This window comes from Candidatus Schekmanbacteria bacterium (assembly GCA_016219965.1).
GTDB lineage: Bacteria > Schekmanbacteria > GWA2-38-11 > GWA2-38-11 > J061 > JACRJM01.
On the sequence record JACRJM010000015.1, the window covers coordinates 463,445 to 480,737 of the forward strand.

The window sequence follows — 17,293 nt, forward strand, 5'->3', positions numbered from 1 at the left end:
TAAAAAACAATGGACTTAAGAGTAAAGAGGCTTGACAATGTTTCCTGATATGAATAAATGTTTCCTTACTCTGTTGTGGAGGAAGCCCGCTAATGATTTCAATTAATACATTGGTACGCAATAAAGTGTATTTTGGCAGAAAGATTCTTTTTTTGATTACCGTCTCACTTTTGATTCAGGGATGCAGTTTTATTTGGCCTACTCATATTATAGTAAACCGATACCCCAAAGAGCAGGAGATTCGCGAAGTGGGTAATGACAATACATCACAGCTTTCTGATGTTGAACTGCCTGTAGAAAAAATCGTCAACTCTGAAACTGACTGGTATACTGTTGGACCTGAAGATGTTTTAGAAATAAAAGTTTGGCAGAATAATGACCTTTCAATGGAAGCAAGAGTTAATGATGATGGATCAATTAATTTTCCATTTTTGAAAAAAGTGAAAGTCCTAGGGAAAACTGCCACAGAGATTAGTGCAATGCTTACTTCAATGCTTGCGGAAGGATATGTTTATGAGCCGCAGGTATTTGTTAATGTAAAGGATTATAAGAGCAAAAAGATTTATGTTATTGGAGAGGCAGAAAAAAATGGGACTTATAATCTAAAGAAACCGACAACACTCTTTGAATTCATCGCACAGATGGGAGGTCTTAAAAAGACTGCTGGAAACAGAATAATAATAAAAAGAGTTGAAAAAGAGTTATCAAATGAAAAGATGAGAGAAATTGAAATTCCGGTAGTTGACGGTGAGATACAAAAAAATATTCTTCTTATGGAAAATGATGTTATCGATGTGCCGGAAGCGAAATATTTTATTGCTGGAGAAGTTTCTAAACCCGGTTATTATAAAATAGAGGAAGACTATAATATTTACCAGGCAATAGTTGTTGCTGGAGATTTTACAAAAGCAGCTGATGAAACGAGAGTAAAGCTTTCTAGGGATAGCGGCAGAAATGTTCTGGTGATTAATGTGGAAAAGCTTAAGAAGGGTCTTGAAAGAGGGATATCTGCTACATCTGAAAAGTTCAGGAATCAGATTGAAGAGCTGAAAATTCATGACGGAGACATGATAATTGTCCCTAAAAGTATTTTTTATTCTGAATAAAAAAATAAGTCCGATAGAGACGACCTATGGAAAATGCTAAAAAAATCGACATCACTCCGCATCTGCGAGATTACTTTTATATACTAAAGAAAAGGATAAGGACAATAGTACTTGTTGCTCTCTTTATTATTGTAATGGTGACAATCGCTACTTTTAAACAACAGAAAATATATCAGGCAAGATCTAGGATTATGATTGAATTTGCTGTAAACAGCATAGTTTCATTTACAGATATAGATAAGACATCAGGGTATAATGAATATTTTGAAACTGAGTATGAAATCATTAGAAGTCGTATGGTAGCTCTTGAAGTTGTTAACAGGTTATATCCGAATGATAATTTATCTGAAGATGAACAGATAGCAAGAGCAGAATCCATAAGGAACAAAATAATTGTTGAACCTGTTAAAGGAACGAATCTGGTTGATATTATAATTATGGGACCAGATCCAAAAGAAGCAACCAACCTTGCTAACTTAGTAAGTGATGTTTTTATAGAGAAAAGCCTTGAGGATAAAGTTAACGCATACAAAGCTGCGTCAAGCTGGCTTGATGATCAAATAACATCTGTCATATTGAAAATGAAAAAGGCAGAATTCGATCTTCAGAAATACCGCGAAGAAAAACAGATAATCTCTCCAAAGATAGAGGAGAGCCAGAGTTCTGTTATCTCGGAATTAAATCAAGTAACTGGGGAATTAAAACAACTCCAATTAAAAAAAATAGAGCTCGAAGTTACTTTGAAGCAAATATATGACTTGAAAAATAAAGGGATAGACATAGATGAAACATCACTGCCAAGTGTATTACAAGGTACGGCAGTTCAGGGAATGAGAAGTCAGATCTATGCGTTCAAACAAAAGATTTCGGAATTAAAAACTCTTTATGGTGACAAACATCCTGAACTAGAGAAAATACAAGCCCAATTGAGCGCAATAGATGATAATATAAAGACAGAAATTGAAAAGGTCATAAACCGCATTAACAATGAATATGAGATGATAAGGGCTAAAGAATCGATGCTTAATAAAAGGTCCGATGAGCTCAATCGCAGTGCTATTGGCCTTTTAGAGCGGTCTATCCAATATAACATTCTAGACCGTGAGGTTGACATAAACCGTAACCTCTACGATTATCTTTTAAAAAGGGCTGGAGAGATTAATGTTACAGGAAGTATGCGGTTCAATAATATAAGCCCGGTTGATAAAGCCACAGTTCCAAAAGAGCCAGTAAGCCCAAATGTTCCCAGAAATATCATGTTCGGAAGCATTGTTGGTTTAATCTTTGGTGTCGGTCTTTCATTCTTTTTAGAATATCTTGATAACACTATTAGGACAATAGAGGATGTCGAACATTTTATAAGTGTGCCATTACTAGGTTTTGTTCCTAATATCAATGCGTATATAAGAAGAAGAGGGCAGAACGTATCGGCAGAACTAGTATCTTTTACACATCCTAAATCAACTATATCTGAATGCTACAGAGCTATCAGGACCAATCTTATTTTTTCCAATGAATCACCTCCAAAACTTATAATGATTACAAGTTCAACACCGAGCGAGGGGAAAACAGTTACTTCTGTAAACCTAGCAATAACTATGGCTCAAAGTGAAAAAAAAGTATTACTTATTGACGGTGACATGAGAAGATCCCGTATACATGAAGTTTTTTCTATGGAAAATAAATATGGATTGAGCACGATACTTTCAGAGGAGATTGACCCATTCTCTGTAGTAATTAAAAGTAAAATTCCTAGCCTCTATGTCCTTCCTAGCGGTCCGCTTCCGAAGAATCCGGCAGAACTGCTTATGATGGATCGTATGAAAAAAGTAATGGGTCTTTTGAATGACAATTATGACTATATCATAATTGATGCTCCGCCAGTCATTCCCGTAACTGATCCATCCATTATTTCAAAATATGCTGATGCAGTCTGTCTGGTAGTGAGAAGCGGTGTAACACCGAAGAATATAGCTGAAAAAAATGCAAAGAAGTTTACGGAGTTAGATGTAAAAAGACTTGGTGTAATACTTAATGACGTTGGAAAACAGGATTCAGACTATTATTACAGTGAATATTACTACAGTTACTATAAGCGAGAAGAAGACCACCAGCAGGTTTGATGCATAGATTGTTTGTGTCCAGTTTGCCCTGTATCCAATTGAATATCATATCTTTAGAACGTTAAAAGGCCGGAATTCCAAGTATCAGGAGAACGTGTGATAGAGCACATATTTAAAAGAACACACAATATACTCGTACCATGGGGACTGGTAAAGTTATTTTACAAATGTTTTTTAGCGGATTAAATTAATGCATTTATTTAGGGCGCATATTGTCGCATGCTATGTTAAGAAATAGTCAGAATCAGAGTGATAACTCCAGCCTTCTCGACAGACTGATAGAGTGGGGAATACTTTTATTGATTTTTTTTACACCCCTAGCATTTAGCACAGTCGAACTATGGTCCGAAGCGACTATGGAAGGAATTGTTTTGTTGATTTTCATACTCTGGATAATCAAAATGATGTCAGAAAAAAAAATAAAATATATTTGGACATCATTTGATTTATTTGTCATTTCTTTCATTGCTCTTATAATTTTTCAAATGCTCCCACTTCCAGTTTCTTTGGTAAAACTCTTTTCCCCTCATACAGTTGAGTTAGTGCGGCATCTTATTTCAGATACATCTGCAAATCCAAGATTTTTAAAGATATCCATTGTTCCATGGGAAACTCAGGGTGAACTTATTAAGGTTCTGACATATGCAATGATTTACCTATTAATTATTAATAATTTTAATTCACTTCATAAAATGAAGAAAATATTAGTCTCTATTTCCATAATTGGCGGAATCGAGGCAGTTTACGGTCTTATACAATATATAAGTGGTGATGAAATGCTTTTCAGATTTACAAGACTTGATCATGCAAAGGGAAGACTAATAGGAACATTTCCAAGCGCAGACCATTTTTCTGCATATTTACAGATGTGCATATTCTGTACTCTCGGATATTTAATGTATATAGGTGACTTTGGAGGATTTGCCAGTGGAAGAAAACAGAAACTGAGTTTTATTGATAAAGTACGAAGGTTTTTCCTTGAAGATGATAAGTGGGAAGGTAAGGTAGCACTTTTCATATCTATAATTTCAATGTGTACAGCGATTGTATTTACGAAGTCCCGTGCTGGTATGCTTAGTCTTATCATTTCCATTATCTGTTTTACATTTATTACCAGAATTAAATTTTCATCAAAATGGTCGGTTGCTATAGTGGGAATTATACTGGTTATAACGGTACTTATAGGTGCATGGATTGGTATGACTCCAGTTTTTGACAGGTATTTTCAAATTAACCCTAATGAAGAATTTGAAGAAGGGCGTCCTTCTATCTGGGTAAGTACTTTTAATATATTCCGAGATTTCCCAATATTTGGTTCAGGATTGGGGACTTTTGTTCATATGTACCCGTCATATACTACGAGAAATAATCAGGGATGGGTTAACCATGCACACAATGACTGGCTTGAAATTCTTTCAGATACAGGAATTGCAGGATTCGGTATAGTCATAGCCGGATTTTTTTATCTTACGTTCAAGGGATTTTTTAAAATATTTATTACAAAAGAAAAACAGCTGATATGGGTTTTTATCGGAAACTATATGGCTATTTTTTCAATTGCTATCCATTGCATTACAGACTTTAATCTTAAGACAACTGCAGATAGCTTCCTTTTGGTTGTTATTATTGCCATTTTCATACTGTTAAGCAGAAGTTCGGTTTTTTTGATGGACAGAAAATAATGAAAATAGGGATTGAAGAAAGTAAAATTGAAAATTTTTTTATTGTCTCAGTATTTGTTGTTTTTGTTATCTGCTATTGCATGCTCTATTTCCAGTTTATACTATCTAATAATCTGAGGGAAAGGATATCAGATGTCTTGACTGAAGATTTAAGTAACTATGATATAGAAAGTTATATAAGTGCTACGAGAATGGCATCTTTCAGAAATTACCAACTAGCACTTATTATAGCAGACACTTATGTTGAGAAGATTAATGCCAGGGAAATGTCAAATTCAGAAAATAGTGAAAAAAATGTAGATATAGGCAGGAATACTACTGATAAAAATAAAGCAATAAACTTTTACGAGATGGCTATCAATGGAAATCCAGTGTCTGCAGAATCGCATATTAAACTCGGAGAACTTTATTTCAGAGAAAATAATTATCAGAAAGCGATAAGTTCATTTAAAATAGCTGCAGAGCTTGATGGGAAAAATGCTTATACACTTTTTACAATAGCAGATTACTTTTTCAAGATGGGACTTATAAATGATGGGAAATCTATATTGAGGATTGCATGCAATATAGTTGACGGACTTCTCCCTGAAGGGTTAAGGATTATGTATGAAGTTACAGGTAAAGTGGAAGATCTATATGTAATAACACCAAGAAACAAGGTTTCACTCATGAGTATGGGTTCATTCCTGCGTATGAACAAGATGTACGATGAAGCAATAAAAGTATATAAGGATGTTCTTAATATTGATTCCCATGATCAGTTTGTCTATGCAGCTCTTGTAAATGTATATACAGATATGGGAGACATTGATAAAACTTTAAGTGTATGGGAAGAATCGGTAAAAGCTAATCCGGAAAACCCCGATGCTCTATATGGTCTTGGATTAGCATACCAGAAGATTGGCAATGTCAGCCTTGCAGTTGAAAATATTAATAAAGCTGTTAAATTAGCTGATAAAAATACTCCCAAAATAAATATTGTAAATTATCACCTTGTTTTAATGAATATCTATTTTAGAATGGGGGAGTATGAAAAATGTATTAAAGAAACTGAGGAAATTATCAGCATTGATTATAAATCTGCGAAAGCCTACTATTTTAAGGGTCTTTGCGAACAAAAGATTAAAAATGATTTGCGTGCAGTTGTACTTTCCTTCAAAAAGGCTGAGGAACTGGAACCCGAAGAAATTCAGTACAAAATAACGCTTGCAAATTGCTATAAGGATTACGGTCTTTATAAAAGTGCGGTTTTGGAATGGAAGAAAATAGCTTTAGTCAAGGGCTATGAGAGAAAGGCGGCAACAGAGATAAGCGAACTGATGCAGTCATTGCAAAATTCAAACGTAACAGCAGAAGATAAAGGACTATTTTAAAAAGGTATCTAAATGGACAAAGTTATTTGTAGAAAAATTCTCTATGGCGATGAGGGAATAAAAAGGTTTCTTGATGAAATATTTGCTAATGGCTGGTTCACTCCTGGTAGTAAGCAGATTGTTATTAAACCAAATCTCTGTACACTTGCAACAGTTGAATCAGGAATAATAACAGATATATCATTTGTAAAGACCCTTGTAAGTTTTATTAAATCAAAATCACCATCATCTCAGATAAAAATAATAGAAAGTGACAGTTTTGACCGGACAGCTGAAGAGGTCTTTGAAAAACTTGGATACTGTGATCTTGCGAGGGAAGAGGGGGTTGACCTTATAAATCTTACAAAAATGAGGAGTATCCCTCTTGCGTTTTCAGAAATCCCTTATGAGATTAATCTCCCATTTATTTTTCTGGAAGATATTTTTTACATATCCATTGCTAATCTTAAGACTCATGATTACCAGAAAGTTACATGCGGCTTCAAGAACCAGTTTGGATGCATTCCAGATGTTTTAAAAGAACGCTATCACCCATACCTCGATGAAGTCCTTTACTATCTTGATGGTTTGATTAATCCTGATTTATCTATAGTTGATGGCAGAATTGCTTTAGAAGGTAATGGGCCGGTTGATGGTGAACCTATAAAGTGTGATTCGATGATTGCAGGCAATAGTTCTCTGTCAGTTGATACAGTGTGTGCCAGAGTTGCAGGATTTGATCCGGTGAAAGTACCTTATCTAAGATATGCTTACAAAAAGACCGGATATAATCCTTCCAATATAGAAGTTGTTGGAGATAAATTGGATTTCAATTTTAAATTTATTCCTGATAAGCTTTTCAATGGAATAAGGTTGAAGATATTTGTTATAAGGACATCTAATATTATAACTAATTTTTCCAAAAAAGTGCTCTTTCATCTTTATTATTATGGTTTTATCGCTACAGCCCGTATAGCACCTAAATCAATTATGAAAAAAATAAGGAAGACATGATGAAAAGACTTAGAGCGGGAATTATAGGGTGCGGGATGATATCGAAAATGTTTCATGTGCCCGCAATGACCCATATTCCTGAAATAAAGTTAGAAGCTTTTTCTGATGTCAATAGAGAGTGGGCTAACGAGCTCGCAAGCCGTTATTCAGCGCCATATTCATTTACTGACTACAATGAAATGTTAGGAAAAATTGATATGGTGGTTGTAGCAACTCCAAATGCACTTCATGCAAATATAAGCAAGGTATTTCTTGATGCGGGTATCCATGTTCTGTGTGAGAAGCCTATGGGGATAAATGTTGAGGAGTGTGAAGATGTCTTAAAAAAGGAAACTGAATCAAACGCTATTTTTATGGTCGGACATAGCAGACGTTTTGCTTCAAATGCGATGCTTCTTAAGGAATTTCATGAAAAAGGAATGTTTGGAGAAATAAAATCAATGGAACTTGTGATGGGGCATAGCCATACTCAGTGGATTACTCGTTCAGGATTTTCATTCAAAAAAGAACTTTCCGGAGGAGGAGTTCTTATTGACCAGGGGATTCACCTTATTGATCTTCTTATATGGTTTTCCCCGGGACAAATAACTGTAACTTCATCTGTCGGAAAGGATATTCTTGGGCATGGTATGGAAGATCATGCAGAAATAGAGTTTTCCCTTTTAAATGGCGGGAAAGCCACAATAAAAACCTCAAGGACAGAAGAATGGGATAATTTGTGTACTTTGGAAGGAACAAAAGGATGGGCAAAGTTCCATATTGACGACAAGAGCTTTCTTAAGATTTGCAGTGAAAATCTAAGGGGATGCAGGAAACTAAGGTATCTTCAGATAAAAACAGGACTAAATAATATTTATCTTGACCAAATAAAATATTTTGTAAACTGCATAAACAACAAGGTTTCTCCAATGACATCTGCAGACTCTTCTGTAAAAGGAATTCGCCTTTTAAAAGAATGTTATGCTAAAATGAGCATTATTAAGTAATATAAAAAACAATATGCTCATGTCATTCTTTAGTCTTTCAATCTTGATATATTTTGATTTAAAATTTAGTTCCTCTTTAGAGCGATGGAAATAATTCTCGCACTTACCTATTTTGATGTTAATGGAGTATTTACTGGAGGAACACAGTCCTTGGTAAAGCTTCTTTCTACTGAGCTCTCTGGCAGGGGGCATGATGTAAAAATACTTACTGTAAATCATGATAAAATATCAGAAAAAAAGGATCAAATCACAAAAACTGTAATAAAAGAAAGAGTGACCCTTCTTTCCATTAGCGCTTATGAAATTTGCAGGATTAAATTCTTAGGGAGACATCTTCTTAAGCATCTTAATGCAAGATTTTATTTCAGAACAAAGAAAATTAAAAAAGAAATTGATGAGTCGTGTGCCTTAATATTCTTTGATGTTAATGAAATGTCTTTCCCTCTATGTCTTCTGAGAGAAAAAAAATTGAAGCTTTTTTACTGCTGTACCATGATTGAGAGAGAAAAATACTTTACCCAGAATTATCTTCCCAGAAAGCTATTAAAGATTTGTGCAGATTACTATCTTGTTTCCAACAGTGAAACAGAGAATGCGCTTAACAGACTCGATTTAGACAGCCCCAAAACTATGTTGCTGCCATACGGGATTGAGACTGGAAGATTTATGCCGTTGCATGATATTCATTCTGATAAAGAAGGCTTGAATGTTATCGGTTATATTGGTGGTATTGAGGAAAGGAAGGGGCTTCATGTACTCCTTAAAGCATGTAGAATTCTTAAAACAAAATTTACACTTTTAATAGCAGGGCCGCCGCGTGAAGAAAAATATTATAAGGATGCGCTTAGGGAGATTAGCTTAATAAACGATACAGGCTTAGGAAAGGTAGAGTATCTGGGAAGAATTTCTGATGACGAATTGACAAAATTTTATAACAGACTCGATATCTTTGTTTGTCCTTCGCTTATCGAAGAATTTGGTATAGTTATACTCGAGGCAATGGCATGTGAAGTTCCTGTAGTTGCTTCCGCTGTTGGAGGTATCACCACAATTATATCTGATGGTGTTGACGGAGTATTATCTTTGCCGGGTGATGCAGATGACATGGCTGGTAGAATTGAAAAACTGTTAAACGATAAAACTCTGGTGAAGAATATGGGAATACGTGCAAGAGAAAAGATACTGAAGAATTACTCCATAACCAGAACAGCTGATGGCATTGAAGAACTCATAAACTCTAAAATAACGGGTAACAAACTCACTGCATGAAACCGGTAGCAAGGATAATAAAAAATACTGGCGTTGAAGTAGTGTCAAACGTTTTCAATATGCTCCTCAGTGCTGTATTTACATTTTTCATAGCAAGAGCTTTTGGCCCTGGTCTATATGGAACATTTTCCATCGTTACCACTTTCCCTCTTTTTTTTACTTCTTTCATGCTTTTTGGACTGGATTGCATACTCATAAGAGATATTGCAAGGGATAGAAATGTCGCAGGGAAGATACTCTGCAATGCAATACTTTTTCAGCTTTTGCTGGCCGCGATTACCTTTCTATTAATATCTGTTACTATAGCTATTCTTGGCTATGACACCAATATGAAAGAATTGATAAACCTCTTCTTTTTCTTTTGTATAATTACATCAATAACAACCGTAAATACCACGTCTTTCAGGGCGTTTGAAAGGATGGAATTCAATTCAATCCTGAATACTGGCGAGAAAATATTAGTTCTGTTGTTGGGTATTGCAGCTATTATGAATTCTTACAGGGTCAGAGGGATTATAATAGTATTCATTATCGCAGGGTTGATTAAGCTCGCTGCTTCCATTCTGATTACGTTCAGGAAATTTACAAAATGGGATATGACTGTCGACACAAGTATATGGAAGTATTTTCTTAAAGAGGGTTATCCTGTAGCTGTATCATCATTTTTTACTTCATTCAGATGGAATATTGTAATTCTTGTGATATCAAGGACTTTGACTGAAAGCGATGCGGGTTTTTATAACGCAGCATTCAAACTTACGTACCCGATATTACTTATAACATTTGCCTATTCTACTGCAATATTGCCTATGATGTCGGTATTTCATGATTCTTCAAGAGAAAAGCTAGTAAGAATCTACAAAATATCCTGTAAGCTTGCTATGGCTATAACTATTCCCGTGTCAATATTTATAACATTTTATGCGGATGATATAGTCAGAATAATCCTCGGTGATAAATATACATCTTCAGTTGATGTCCTTAGGATAGTAATCTGGATTCTCCCATTTTCCTTCCTTGTCTATCCATTGGGGAATGTACTTGTTTCTGTAAACCATCAGAAGGATGCTATGGTTGCAAATGGAGTTAATGCAGCTCTGCTCTTTGTATGTGAAATAGTACTTACTGAAAAATACGGCCTTTTAGGCGCATGCGCTGGGATTGTTGCTGCAGAGGCACTATTAGCTGTAATGTATTTTTACTGTGTAACTTTAAGATTCCGGTATATAAGCATTGCTGAATTCCTTCTTAAGCCGTCAGTATCAGGGCTTGGGATGTCGGCTGTGATAATTATGTCATCAGGAGCAGGAAAGATAATAAGCGGGATCGCCGGGTTGGTAGTATACGTTGCTGTTGCTTATTTTTCCAAGGTGTTTAGTTCAAATGAGGTCCAGAAGGTAAGAGAGGCGCTTAGTATTTAAAGGATACGTACCAACAGGAGCATGGTTATGAAAAAAATAGCTTTTGTCTGTCTCACTTTTCACTGGCCACCTCTTGGCGGAGCATGGATTGATGAGAAAGAGGTAATGTCCCGGCTTTGTCAAAAATATGATGTGACGCTCATTGTACCTGAATTTCACCGCTTTTTCCCACGGGGAAAGATAGAGGGTGAAATGCCGTTCAAAGTGGTGAAGATACCGTCGAATGTTTTTTCGTTTAACAGAGTGACATTGCCGTCAGCAATCAGGGAAAAGCTTAAAGAGATAAAACCAGATTGTGTAGTTGTCGGTGAATCCGGTGTAATGAGACCATACATAACATTTGCCGCAAAAGATTATCCGGTAGTACAGAGGTTTTATTCAGCTTCAATTTGGTGTTTCAACCAGAATTACTTTCCCTTCGGCAGAGAGTGCGGGAAAACGCTGCTAAATGATTATTTTGAATGTGTGTGCTGTGCTTTTAAAATGAATAGAAACAGGCTTCATGAGTTTCTGACTTCAACGGCTTTTCTTCCATCCTATCTTGATAAATTAAAGGAATGCTACAGAATATCGCGGGCAATAATAGTATATAATGAAACTATTAAGGAATCTCTCAATGGTTGGTGTGATGATGTAAGAGTCATTCCCGGCGGAGTGGATTGCATAAAATTTACTCCATTAAACGATAGAAAGAATGATAATGAGAAGACTCCATTAAGAATAATACTTCCTGGTCGGGCTGATGATCCTGCAAAAGGACTGGGAACCTTGATGAAAGCAGTATCTCTACTTGGCCGCTTGCGTGATAAAATAGAGGTAAGGGCGACATGGTGTTTTTCTGACCCGCCTGATCTCGGTGATAATGTAAAGATATTTAGCTGGATGAATTATGAGGATCTTCCGGGATTCTATCAGGACAGTGATATATGTGTTGTCCCGTCACTTTGGCCGGAACCATTCGGGATTGCTGCCGTTGAAGCAATGGCTTGCAGCAAACCAGTGATTGCCTCCGATATCGGAGGCCTTAAAGGAATAGTTGAAGACGGAAAGACAGGGTTTCTTGTAGAATCAGGTAATGCTGAAAAACTCGCAGAAAAGCTGGTAACATTTATAGAGGATGCAGAGCTCAGGAGGAAAATGGGGAATGAAGGATTTAAGCGCGTTCATGAAAAGTTCTGCTGGGAATCAGTCATGAAAGAACATTACTTTAAACTATTCAGCGATATTCTTGATTGATGAAGAAAATATTGATAATTAAAATGCGTTTTCCATATCCCATTTTTTCCGGGACTGATCATGTAAGCTTCAATCTTATAAAAGCCCTTTCCGAGGAGCATGAAGTATCTCTTATCTGTCATGTACGGTCTGATGAGAATATAAAGGATATTGCTGTACTGAAGCAATACTGTAAAGAGGTTATAGTGGCCAGATATCCGGTTATAAAGACTGTTTGGCAGCGTATTTGGAAGAAAATCAAACGGGAATTCTTATTTTTGTTTTGTCTTATCCCCAGAGACGTAATTGACAACACTTCAACTGAAATTGAGAAAAAAATAAAAGACCACCTTTCATCCAATAAATATGACATCGTTCAGATAGAATATTTCTATGCTGCAAAATACAGGAAATACATCAAGAACAGCATATCAATAATATTATCCAACGATGCCTATTATGAAACTGTAAAGCAGTTTTATCTTTATGAAAAGAACATAATAAAGAAAGCGGTCAGGTTCTTTGAATATATTGTGACAAAGCGGTATGAACTCAGAGCATATAAGCTATTTGACTGGGTTTTTTTTATAAGCCGGGATGATCTGAAGATAATTGAAAGAGATAATATACTAAAACAGACAAGAGTTATTCCTGTGGCGATGGAAGCCTGTCAAACCAGTAAAGAGTACGAAATCGTTCCCTATTCGATGGTGTTTGTAGGAGGGATGCAGGCACTTTTTAACAGGGATGCAGTAATCTTTTTTTGCAGAGATATATATCCACTTATCCGTTCTGAAATACCTGAGGTCACATTTACGATAGTCGGCAGCTCGCCTGGAGAAGATATTTTGGAATTTACGAAGGAACCTGGAATTACGGTTACAGGCTCAGTTCAGGATGTGTCCCCTTATGTTTCAAAAGCCGCAATTTATGTTGCTCCTTTAAGGATAGGTACCGGAATAAAAACAAAGATTCTTGAGGCAATGAGTATGAAAAAGGCCATTGTCACAACTTCTATGGGAGTTCAGGGTCTTAGTGTTGAAAATGGGAAGGAGTTATTTATTGAAGATGACAGTATTTCTTTTGCAAAACGGGTAATAGATCTGCTTAGAGATCCAGAGAAATGCAAAGTTATTGGATTAAAAGCAGCAGAATATTTCGAGAAAAAACATTATGTTGAATCTATAAAGGCAAGTATATTGGATGCTTACAGGGGGCTCTGAGAACTTTAAAAATGAGAATTTATTTTATAACGCAGACAGATTTTGATATCAATCTTGATATTGCGACATGGAAAGAGATGTCGGAAGCGCTTGTAAAAAAAGGATGCACTGTAAATCTCATACTTCCCAGATTTAAATCTGCAGCAAATATTTATAAAGGAAAGACTCAAATAACACTTCTTCCATGTCCACGTATCAGGTTCTTTTCTTTTCCGTGTTTTCAGTTGTCGGTATTCTTTTATTGTCTGGTGTCGGCCATTTTCGGCAAGTATGATTTAATAATTGCTGACAGTTTTACTGCAATAACACTTGTTCCGCTTGCGCTGCTGAAAAAAATTGGATTATTAAGATTAAAAATTGTATTGGACATAAGAAGCGTTCCAGTTGATATCTACGGGTTAAATGGGAAAATACAGGAGAAACGTTTCAATGCGGCTGTGTGGGTTGCCAAATGGTTATTTGACGGGATAACGGTTATCACTAACTTTTACAGTAAGAAGATATCAAAGGATTTTGACATAAATGAAAAAAGAATTGGTATCTGGACATCAGGAGTTGCAGAAGAAAAGTTTTCTCCATCAATTGATTCAGATATAAAAAAAAGGTTTGGAATAAGTGACAAATTTATTGTTATGTACCACGGAGGTATCGCTTTTTCTCGCGGGATAGATTCATTAATATATGCAATAAAAGCTTTGGAGAATGAAATACCTGATCTCATTCTGATGCTCATTGGCAAGGGGAACGACGACGAGATAAAAAGTATAATTAAAAATGAAGGAATAGAAGAAAGGGTGATATTCCCAGGGTCAGTTCCTTATGAAGAAATACCAGCCTATATAAAGGCATGCGATGTCGGGATACTCCCTTTTCCTGACAGCTTGTGGTGGCGTATGAGCAGTCCTTTAAAGCTATTTGAATATCAGGCAATGGAGAAACCTGTCATTTTGACCAATATTGAATCTCACAGAGAAGCCGCAAAGGACGGGAAATTCCTTTTTTTAATTCCATCTAATTCGGTTAAGGATATCTCTGATGGAATAAAAAAGGCGTACACTATGAAAGACATGCTTCAAGCTCTCGGCCAGGACGGGAGAAAGAGCATTTTGCGGAATGGAACATGGGAAGTTCAGGCACAAAGACTTATTAATTACCTGGAAACCATATAGAATAAATAAAATGGGAATATTAAAGCGTGAGATAAAAAGAATTTTCTTTTACAGGAATGGATTGCTTCTCCTTCTTGCAATATTTATGGTCTATATCTATCGAAACACGGTAATGTTTCCGAGAGGAGTCTATGATATTTTTGTAGTAATCCCGGTAATAGTTCTCATGGTCTTTCTTTATTACAACCCAAGGCTTTGTATTTATATGCTCACTTTATGGATACCTTTAAGAAATCTTATAACAGGAGGAGTTCAGTGGGGAGGTAAAAGGTTTTATATTTTAACCGGTAATTTTCGCTATCTTGACAGCGCTCTTCTCGCGTTGCTTACAATTAAGTGGATGGTTACAATAATTTCGCAGAAAAAACCTTTCATCAGAACACCCATGGATGGTCCCCTGCTGCTTCTCGGTGTAGCAACATTAGCTTCTGCTGTCGCAAACTTCACTTCGCCTGAGATTGCAGTGGTGAACATCCGGACATTTGCGCAGTTTGCTCTTCTATATTATGCAATTGTACAGCTTGAACCGGATAAGGTTTTTTTGAATAATTTAATGAAGTTCTTTCTGTTCATTTCAATGGGGCAGACGGTATCTTCGTTAATGCTTTTTATGTCACCTGATATAGATACATCGTATGGTGATTATGCGATTGGGACATTTGAAGGCGGTACAAATCTCCTTGCTTTGTACGAAGCAATGCTTATGTGCATTACAGTTGGAATTATGAAAAAAATGCCGGAGAAGCTTAAAACATATCTTCCTCTTTTTTTCTGGTATATGATTTCTTTTTTCACTGCATCAGGAAGGTCTGCAATCTATTTTTTCCCGGTAGGGCTTTTTTTTATAGTTCATCAGGATATTAAGGGAGTTTTCGAATTGCTGAAGTCCTACGTTGTCGCATCCATGGTCATAGCTATTGCGATAGGTTTCTTTTTCTTCAGCGGCATAAGTAGTATGTACTATTCAGAAGACCTGAGTGTATTATCACCTAAGGAACTCTATCATCAAACCTTCGAGATGAAAAAAAGCTATGGACGTATGGAGAACTATAAGCTCGGGCTTGATATATTGATGAAAGAATCTCCTTCGGTACTTGTTGGTGTAGGTCCCGGAATGTATCTAAGCAATACGGGGATGTATTTTGACGTACCGCTCTCCAATAAAGCAAATATCGTTGATAGAACAGCGATACAGAAAACTAAGAAGAAAAGATTTCCTCCTGACATCAGTGTTATTTCAACAGAAATGGGAATTATAGGACTTTTCGTTTTTATTTTTATATATTTCAAGGGATTCATGATTTTAAGAACAGGAGTCAAGGTTATTAAAGATCCTTTCTTTGGAGGAGTAGCCATAGGTGGAATAGGAATGTCTGTTGTCCTTTGTTTATCTTCTTTTGCGGAACGGCCTGTTGAAGTAATTTATATGCAGCACATTTTCTGGTTTATGTGTGCTTTGATCCAGAGAATGATCATGATAGAGAGTGAGGAAGAGAAAGACATAAGTCCATGAAGGTAATTGCTGTAAATAAGTTTTATTACATGCAGGGAGGGAGTGAGCGATATTATTTTGAGCTTAACAGACTCCTTAGAGAAAAGGGGATAGAAGTAATCCCATTTTCCATGAAAGATGAAAGAAATGTTAGCTCAGATTATTCTGAATTTTTTGTATCTAATCTGAACCTTCAGGGTAAGCTTTCCTTCAAACAGAAGCTCAGCCTTCCGGTAAGGGTAGTATATTCAAGGGAAGCAAAAAAAAACTTTACCGCGCTTATTGAAAAAGTTAAACCGGACATTATTCATCTCCATAATATAGCTCATCATATATCTCCATCAATAATACCGGTTGCAAAAAAAAAGGGGATTCCTGTTGTTCAGACTCTTCATGATTTCAAGCTTCTTTGCCCGTCATACCTTTTTATAAATAATGGTGAGTCATGCGAACTATGTGCAAATGGAAATTTTCTGCATGCAGTTTCATCAAAGTGCGTGAAAGGCTCATATTTTGGGAGTCTTATATTAGCAGCAGAAATGTTTGTGCATCGTAATAGCGGAATATACAATCTTGCCGACAGGTTTATCTGCCCAAGCCGGTTTATGATAGATAAGTTCAAATCTTATGGAATTATAAGAGATGATAAGCTTGCTTATATCCCAAATTTCGTAAGTGTTGAAGATTTCAAACCATCGAAAGAATATTCTGATTATTATCTATACTTTGGTAGGCTATCCGCTGAAAAAGGAGTTGATGTTTTGATAAATTCTGTTGATCCAACATGGAAGGAAAGACTTTTGATAGCAGGCGATGGTTTAGAGAGGAAAAAGCTTGAAGAAATTAAAAAAGAAAAAAATCTTTCAAATGTAGAATTCCTTGGCAATAAAAGCGGTGATGAACTTAAAGGGATCATAAGGAATTCTATTTTTACAATTATCCCCTCGAGATGTTATGACAACAGCCCACTTGCCCTTTTCGAATCATTTGCCTGCGGGAAAGCCGTTATTGGCAGCAGGATTGGAGGAATACCTGAGCTTATAGATGAGGGAAAAGACGGTCTGCTGTTTGAATCGCAAAACTCAAATGTGCTTAGAGAGAAGATTAAATATCTGCTTGACCATAAAGAATTGGCTGTATCCTACGGTATGGCTGGAAGAAATAAAGTTGAAAAGAGATTTAATTCTGACCTGCATATTGAGCGGATAATTAGTCTGTATAATAGCTTGATGTAAATCAGA

The 17,293-nt window shown here is 36.1% G+C and carries 13 protein-coding genes; all 13 read left to right on the forward strand.

All coding sequences use genetic code 11. The annotated features are described in order from the left end of the window. The first annotated feature begins 92 nt into the window (after nt 1–92). The 13 genes from HZA77_15380 to HZA77_15440 all read left to right on the forward strand — a co-directional run bounded on the left by HZA77_15380 (nt 93) and on the right by HZA77_15440 (nt 17,287). Complete coding sequence (locus HZA77_15380; protein MBI5376815.1) at nt 93–1,106, forward strand: polysaccharide biosynthesis/export family protein; 1,014 nt, start codon at nt 93–95, stop codon at nt 1,104–1,106. Between the two features lie 26 nt (nt 1,107–1,132). Continuing rightward, on the forward strand, nt 1,133–3,229 hold the full coding sequence (locus tag HZA77_15385) for a polysaccharide biosynthesis tyrosine autokinase (protein MBI5376816.1): 2,097 nt from the start codon (nt 1,133–1,135) through the stop codon (nt 3,227–3,229). A gap of 401 nt (nt 3,230–3,630) precedes the next feature. Then, complete coding sequence (locus tag HZA77_15390; GenBank protein ID MBI5376817.1) at nt 3,631–4,911, forward strand: O-antigen ligase family protein; 1,281 nt, start codon at nt 3,631–3,633, stop codon at nt 4,909–4,911. Beyond that, the gene (locus HZA77_15395; protein MBI5376818.1) at nt 4,911–6,284 is read left to right on the forward strand and encodes a tetratricopeptide repeat protein; all 1,374 of its coding nucleotides are present in this window, start codon (nt 4,911–4,913) and stop codon (nt 6,282–6,284) included. The genes HZA77_15390 and HZA77_15395 overlap by 1 nt, the downstream gene beginning before the upstream one ends. Before the next feature lie 12 nt (nt 6,285–6,296). Then, nucleotides 6,297–7,277, forward strand: a complete 981-nt coding sequence (locus HZA77_15400) for a DUF362 domain-containing protein (GenBank protein ID MBI5376819.1) — start codon at nt 6,297–6,299, stop codon at nt 7,275–7,277. Further along, a complete protein-coding gene (locus HZA77_15405) occupies nt 7,274–8,263 on the forward strand; it encodes a Gfo/Idh/MocA family oxidoreductase (protein MBI5376820.1) in 990 nt (329 codons plus the stop codon). The genes HZA77_15400 and HZA77_15405 overlap by 4 nt, the downstream gene beginning before the upstream one ends. Nucleotides 8,264–8,347: 84 nt before the next feature. Continuing rightward, on the forward strand, nt 8,348–9,532 hold the full coding sequence (locus HZA77_15410) for a glycosyltransferase family 4 protein (protein ID MBI5376821.1): 1,185 nt from the start codon (nt 8,348–8,350) through the stop codon (nt 9,530–9,532). Beyond that, nucleotides 9,529–10,953, forward strand: coding sequence for a flippase (locus HZA77_15415; protein MBI5376822.1), 1,425 nt, complete (start codon nt 9,529–9,531; stop codon nt 10,951–10,953). The genes HZA77_15410 and HZA77_15415 overlap by 4 nt, the downstream gene beginning before the upstream one ends. A gap of 27 nt (nt 10,954–10,980) precedes the next feature. Then, nucleotides 10,981–12,189: a glycosyltransferase family 4 protein gene (locus tag HZA77_15420; GenBank protein MBI5376823.1), complete on the forward strand. Its 1,209-nt coding sequence runs from the start codon at nt 10,981–10,983 to the stop codon at nt 12,187–12,189. A 23-nt stretch (nt 12,190–12,212) separates the two neighbouring features. After that, entirely contained in the window at nt 12,213–13,391 is a 1,179-nt protein-coding gene (locus tag HZA77_15425; protein MBI5376824.1) for a glycosyltransferase, read from the forward strand. Nucleotides 13,392–13,402: 11 nt separating this feature from the next. Then, nucleotides 13,403–14,560 (forward strand): glycosyltransferase family 4 protein, encoded by a 1,158-nt coding sequence (locus tag HZA77_15430; protein MBI5376825.1) that lies wholly within the window; start codon nt 13,403–13,405, stop codon nt 14,558–14,560. Between the two features lie 10 nt (nt 14,561–14,570). Further along, a complete protein-coding gene (locus HZA77_15435; GenBank protein ID MBI5376826.1) occupies nt 14,571–16,073 on the forward strand; it encodes a hypothetical protein in 1,503 nt (500 codons plus the stop codon). Further along, nucleotides 16,070–17,287 (forward strand): glycosyltransferase family 4 protein, encoded by a 1,218-nt coding sequence (locus tag HZA77_15440; protein ID MBI5376827.1) that lies wholly within the window; start codon nt 16,070–16,072, stop codon nt 17,285–17,287. Before HZA77_15435 ends, HZA77_15440 begins: the two co-directional genes overlap by 4 nt. Nucleotides 17,288–17,293: the final 6 nt, after the last annotated feature.

Coding starts and splice junctions, on each gene's coding strand:
- HZA77_15380 (MBI5376815.1), top strand. CDS start 93: ATGATTTCAATTAATACATTGGTACGCAATAAAGTGTATTTTGGCAGA.
- HZA77_15385 (MBI5376816.1), top strand. CDS start 1,133: ATGGAAAATGCTAAAAAAATCGACATCACTCCGCATCTGCGAGATTAC.
- HZA77_15390 (MBI5376817.1), top strand. CDS start 3,631: ATGATGTCAGAAAAAAAAATAAAATATATTTGGACATCATTTGATTTA.
- HZA77_15395 (MBI5376818.1), top strand. CDS start 4,911: ATGAAAATAGGGATTGAAGAAAGTAAAATTGAAAATTTTTTTATTGTC.
- HZA77_15400 (MBI5376819.1), top strand. CDS start 6,297: ATGGACAAAGTTATTTGTAGAAAAATTCTCTATGGCGATGAGGGAATA.
- HZA77_15405 (MBI5376820.1), top strand. CDS start 7,274: ATGATGAAAAGACTTAGAGCGGGAATTATAGGGTGCGGGATGATATCG.
- HZA77_15410 (MBI5376821.1), top strand. CDS start 8,348: ATGGAAATAATTCTCGCACTTACCTATTTTGATGTTAATGGAGTATTT.
- HZA77_15415 (MBI5376822.1), top strand. CDS start 9,529: ATGAAACCGGTAGCAAGGATAATAAAAAATACTGGCGTTGAAGTAGTG.
- HZA77_15420 (MBI5376823.1), top strand. CDS start 10,981: ATGAAAAAAATAGCTTTTGTCTGTCTCACTTTTCACTGGCCACCTCTT.
- HZA77_15425 (MBI5376824.1), top strand. CDS start 12,213: ATGCGTTTTCCATATCCCATTTTTTCCGGGACTGATCATGTAAGCTTC.
- HZA77_15430 (MBI5376825.1), top strand. CDS start 13,403: ATGAGAATTTATTTTATAACGCAGACAGATTTTGATATCAATCTTGAT.
- HZA77_15435 (MBI5376826.1), top strand. CDS start 14,571: ATGGGAATATTAAAGCGTGAGATAAAAAGAATTTTCTTTTACAGGAAT.
- HZA77_15440 (MBI5376827.1), top strand. CDS start 16,070: ATGAAGGTAATTGCTGTAAATAAGTTTTATTACATGCAGGGAGGGAGT.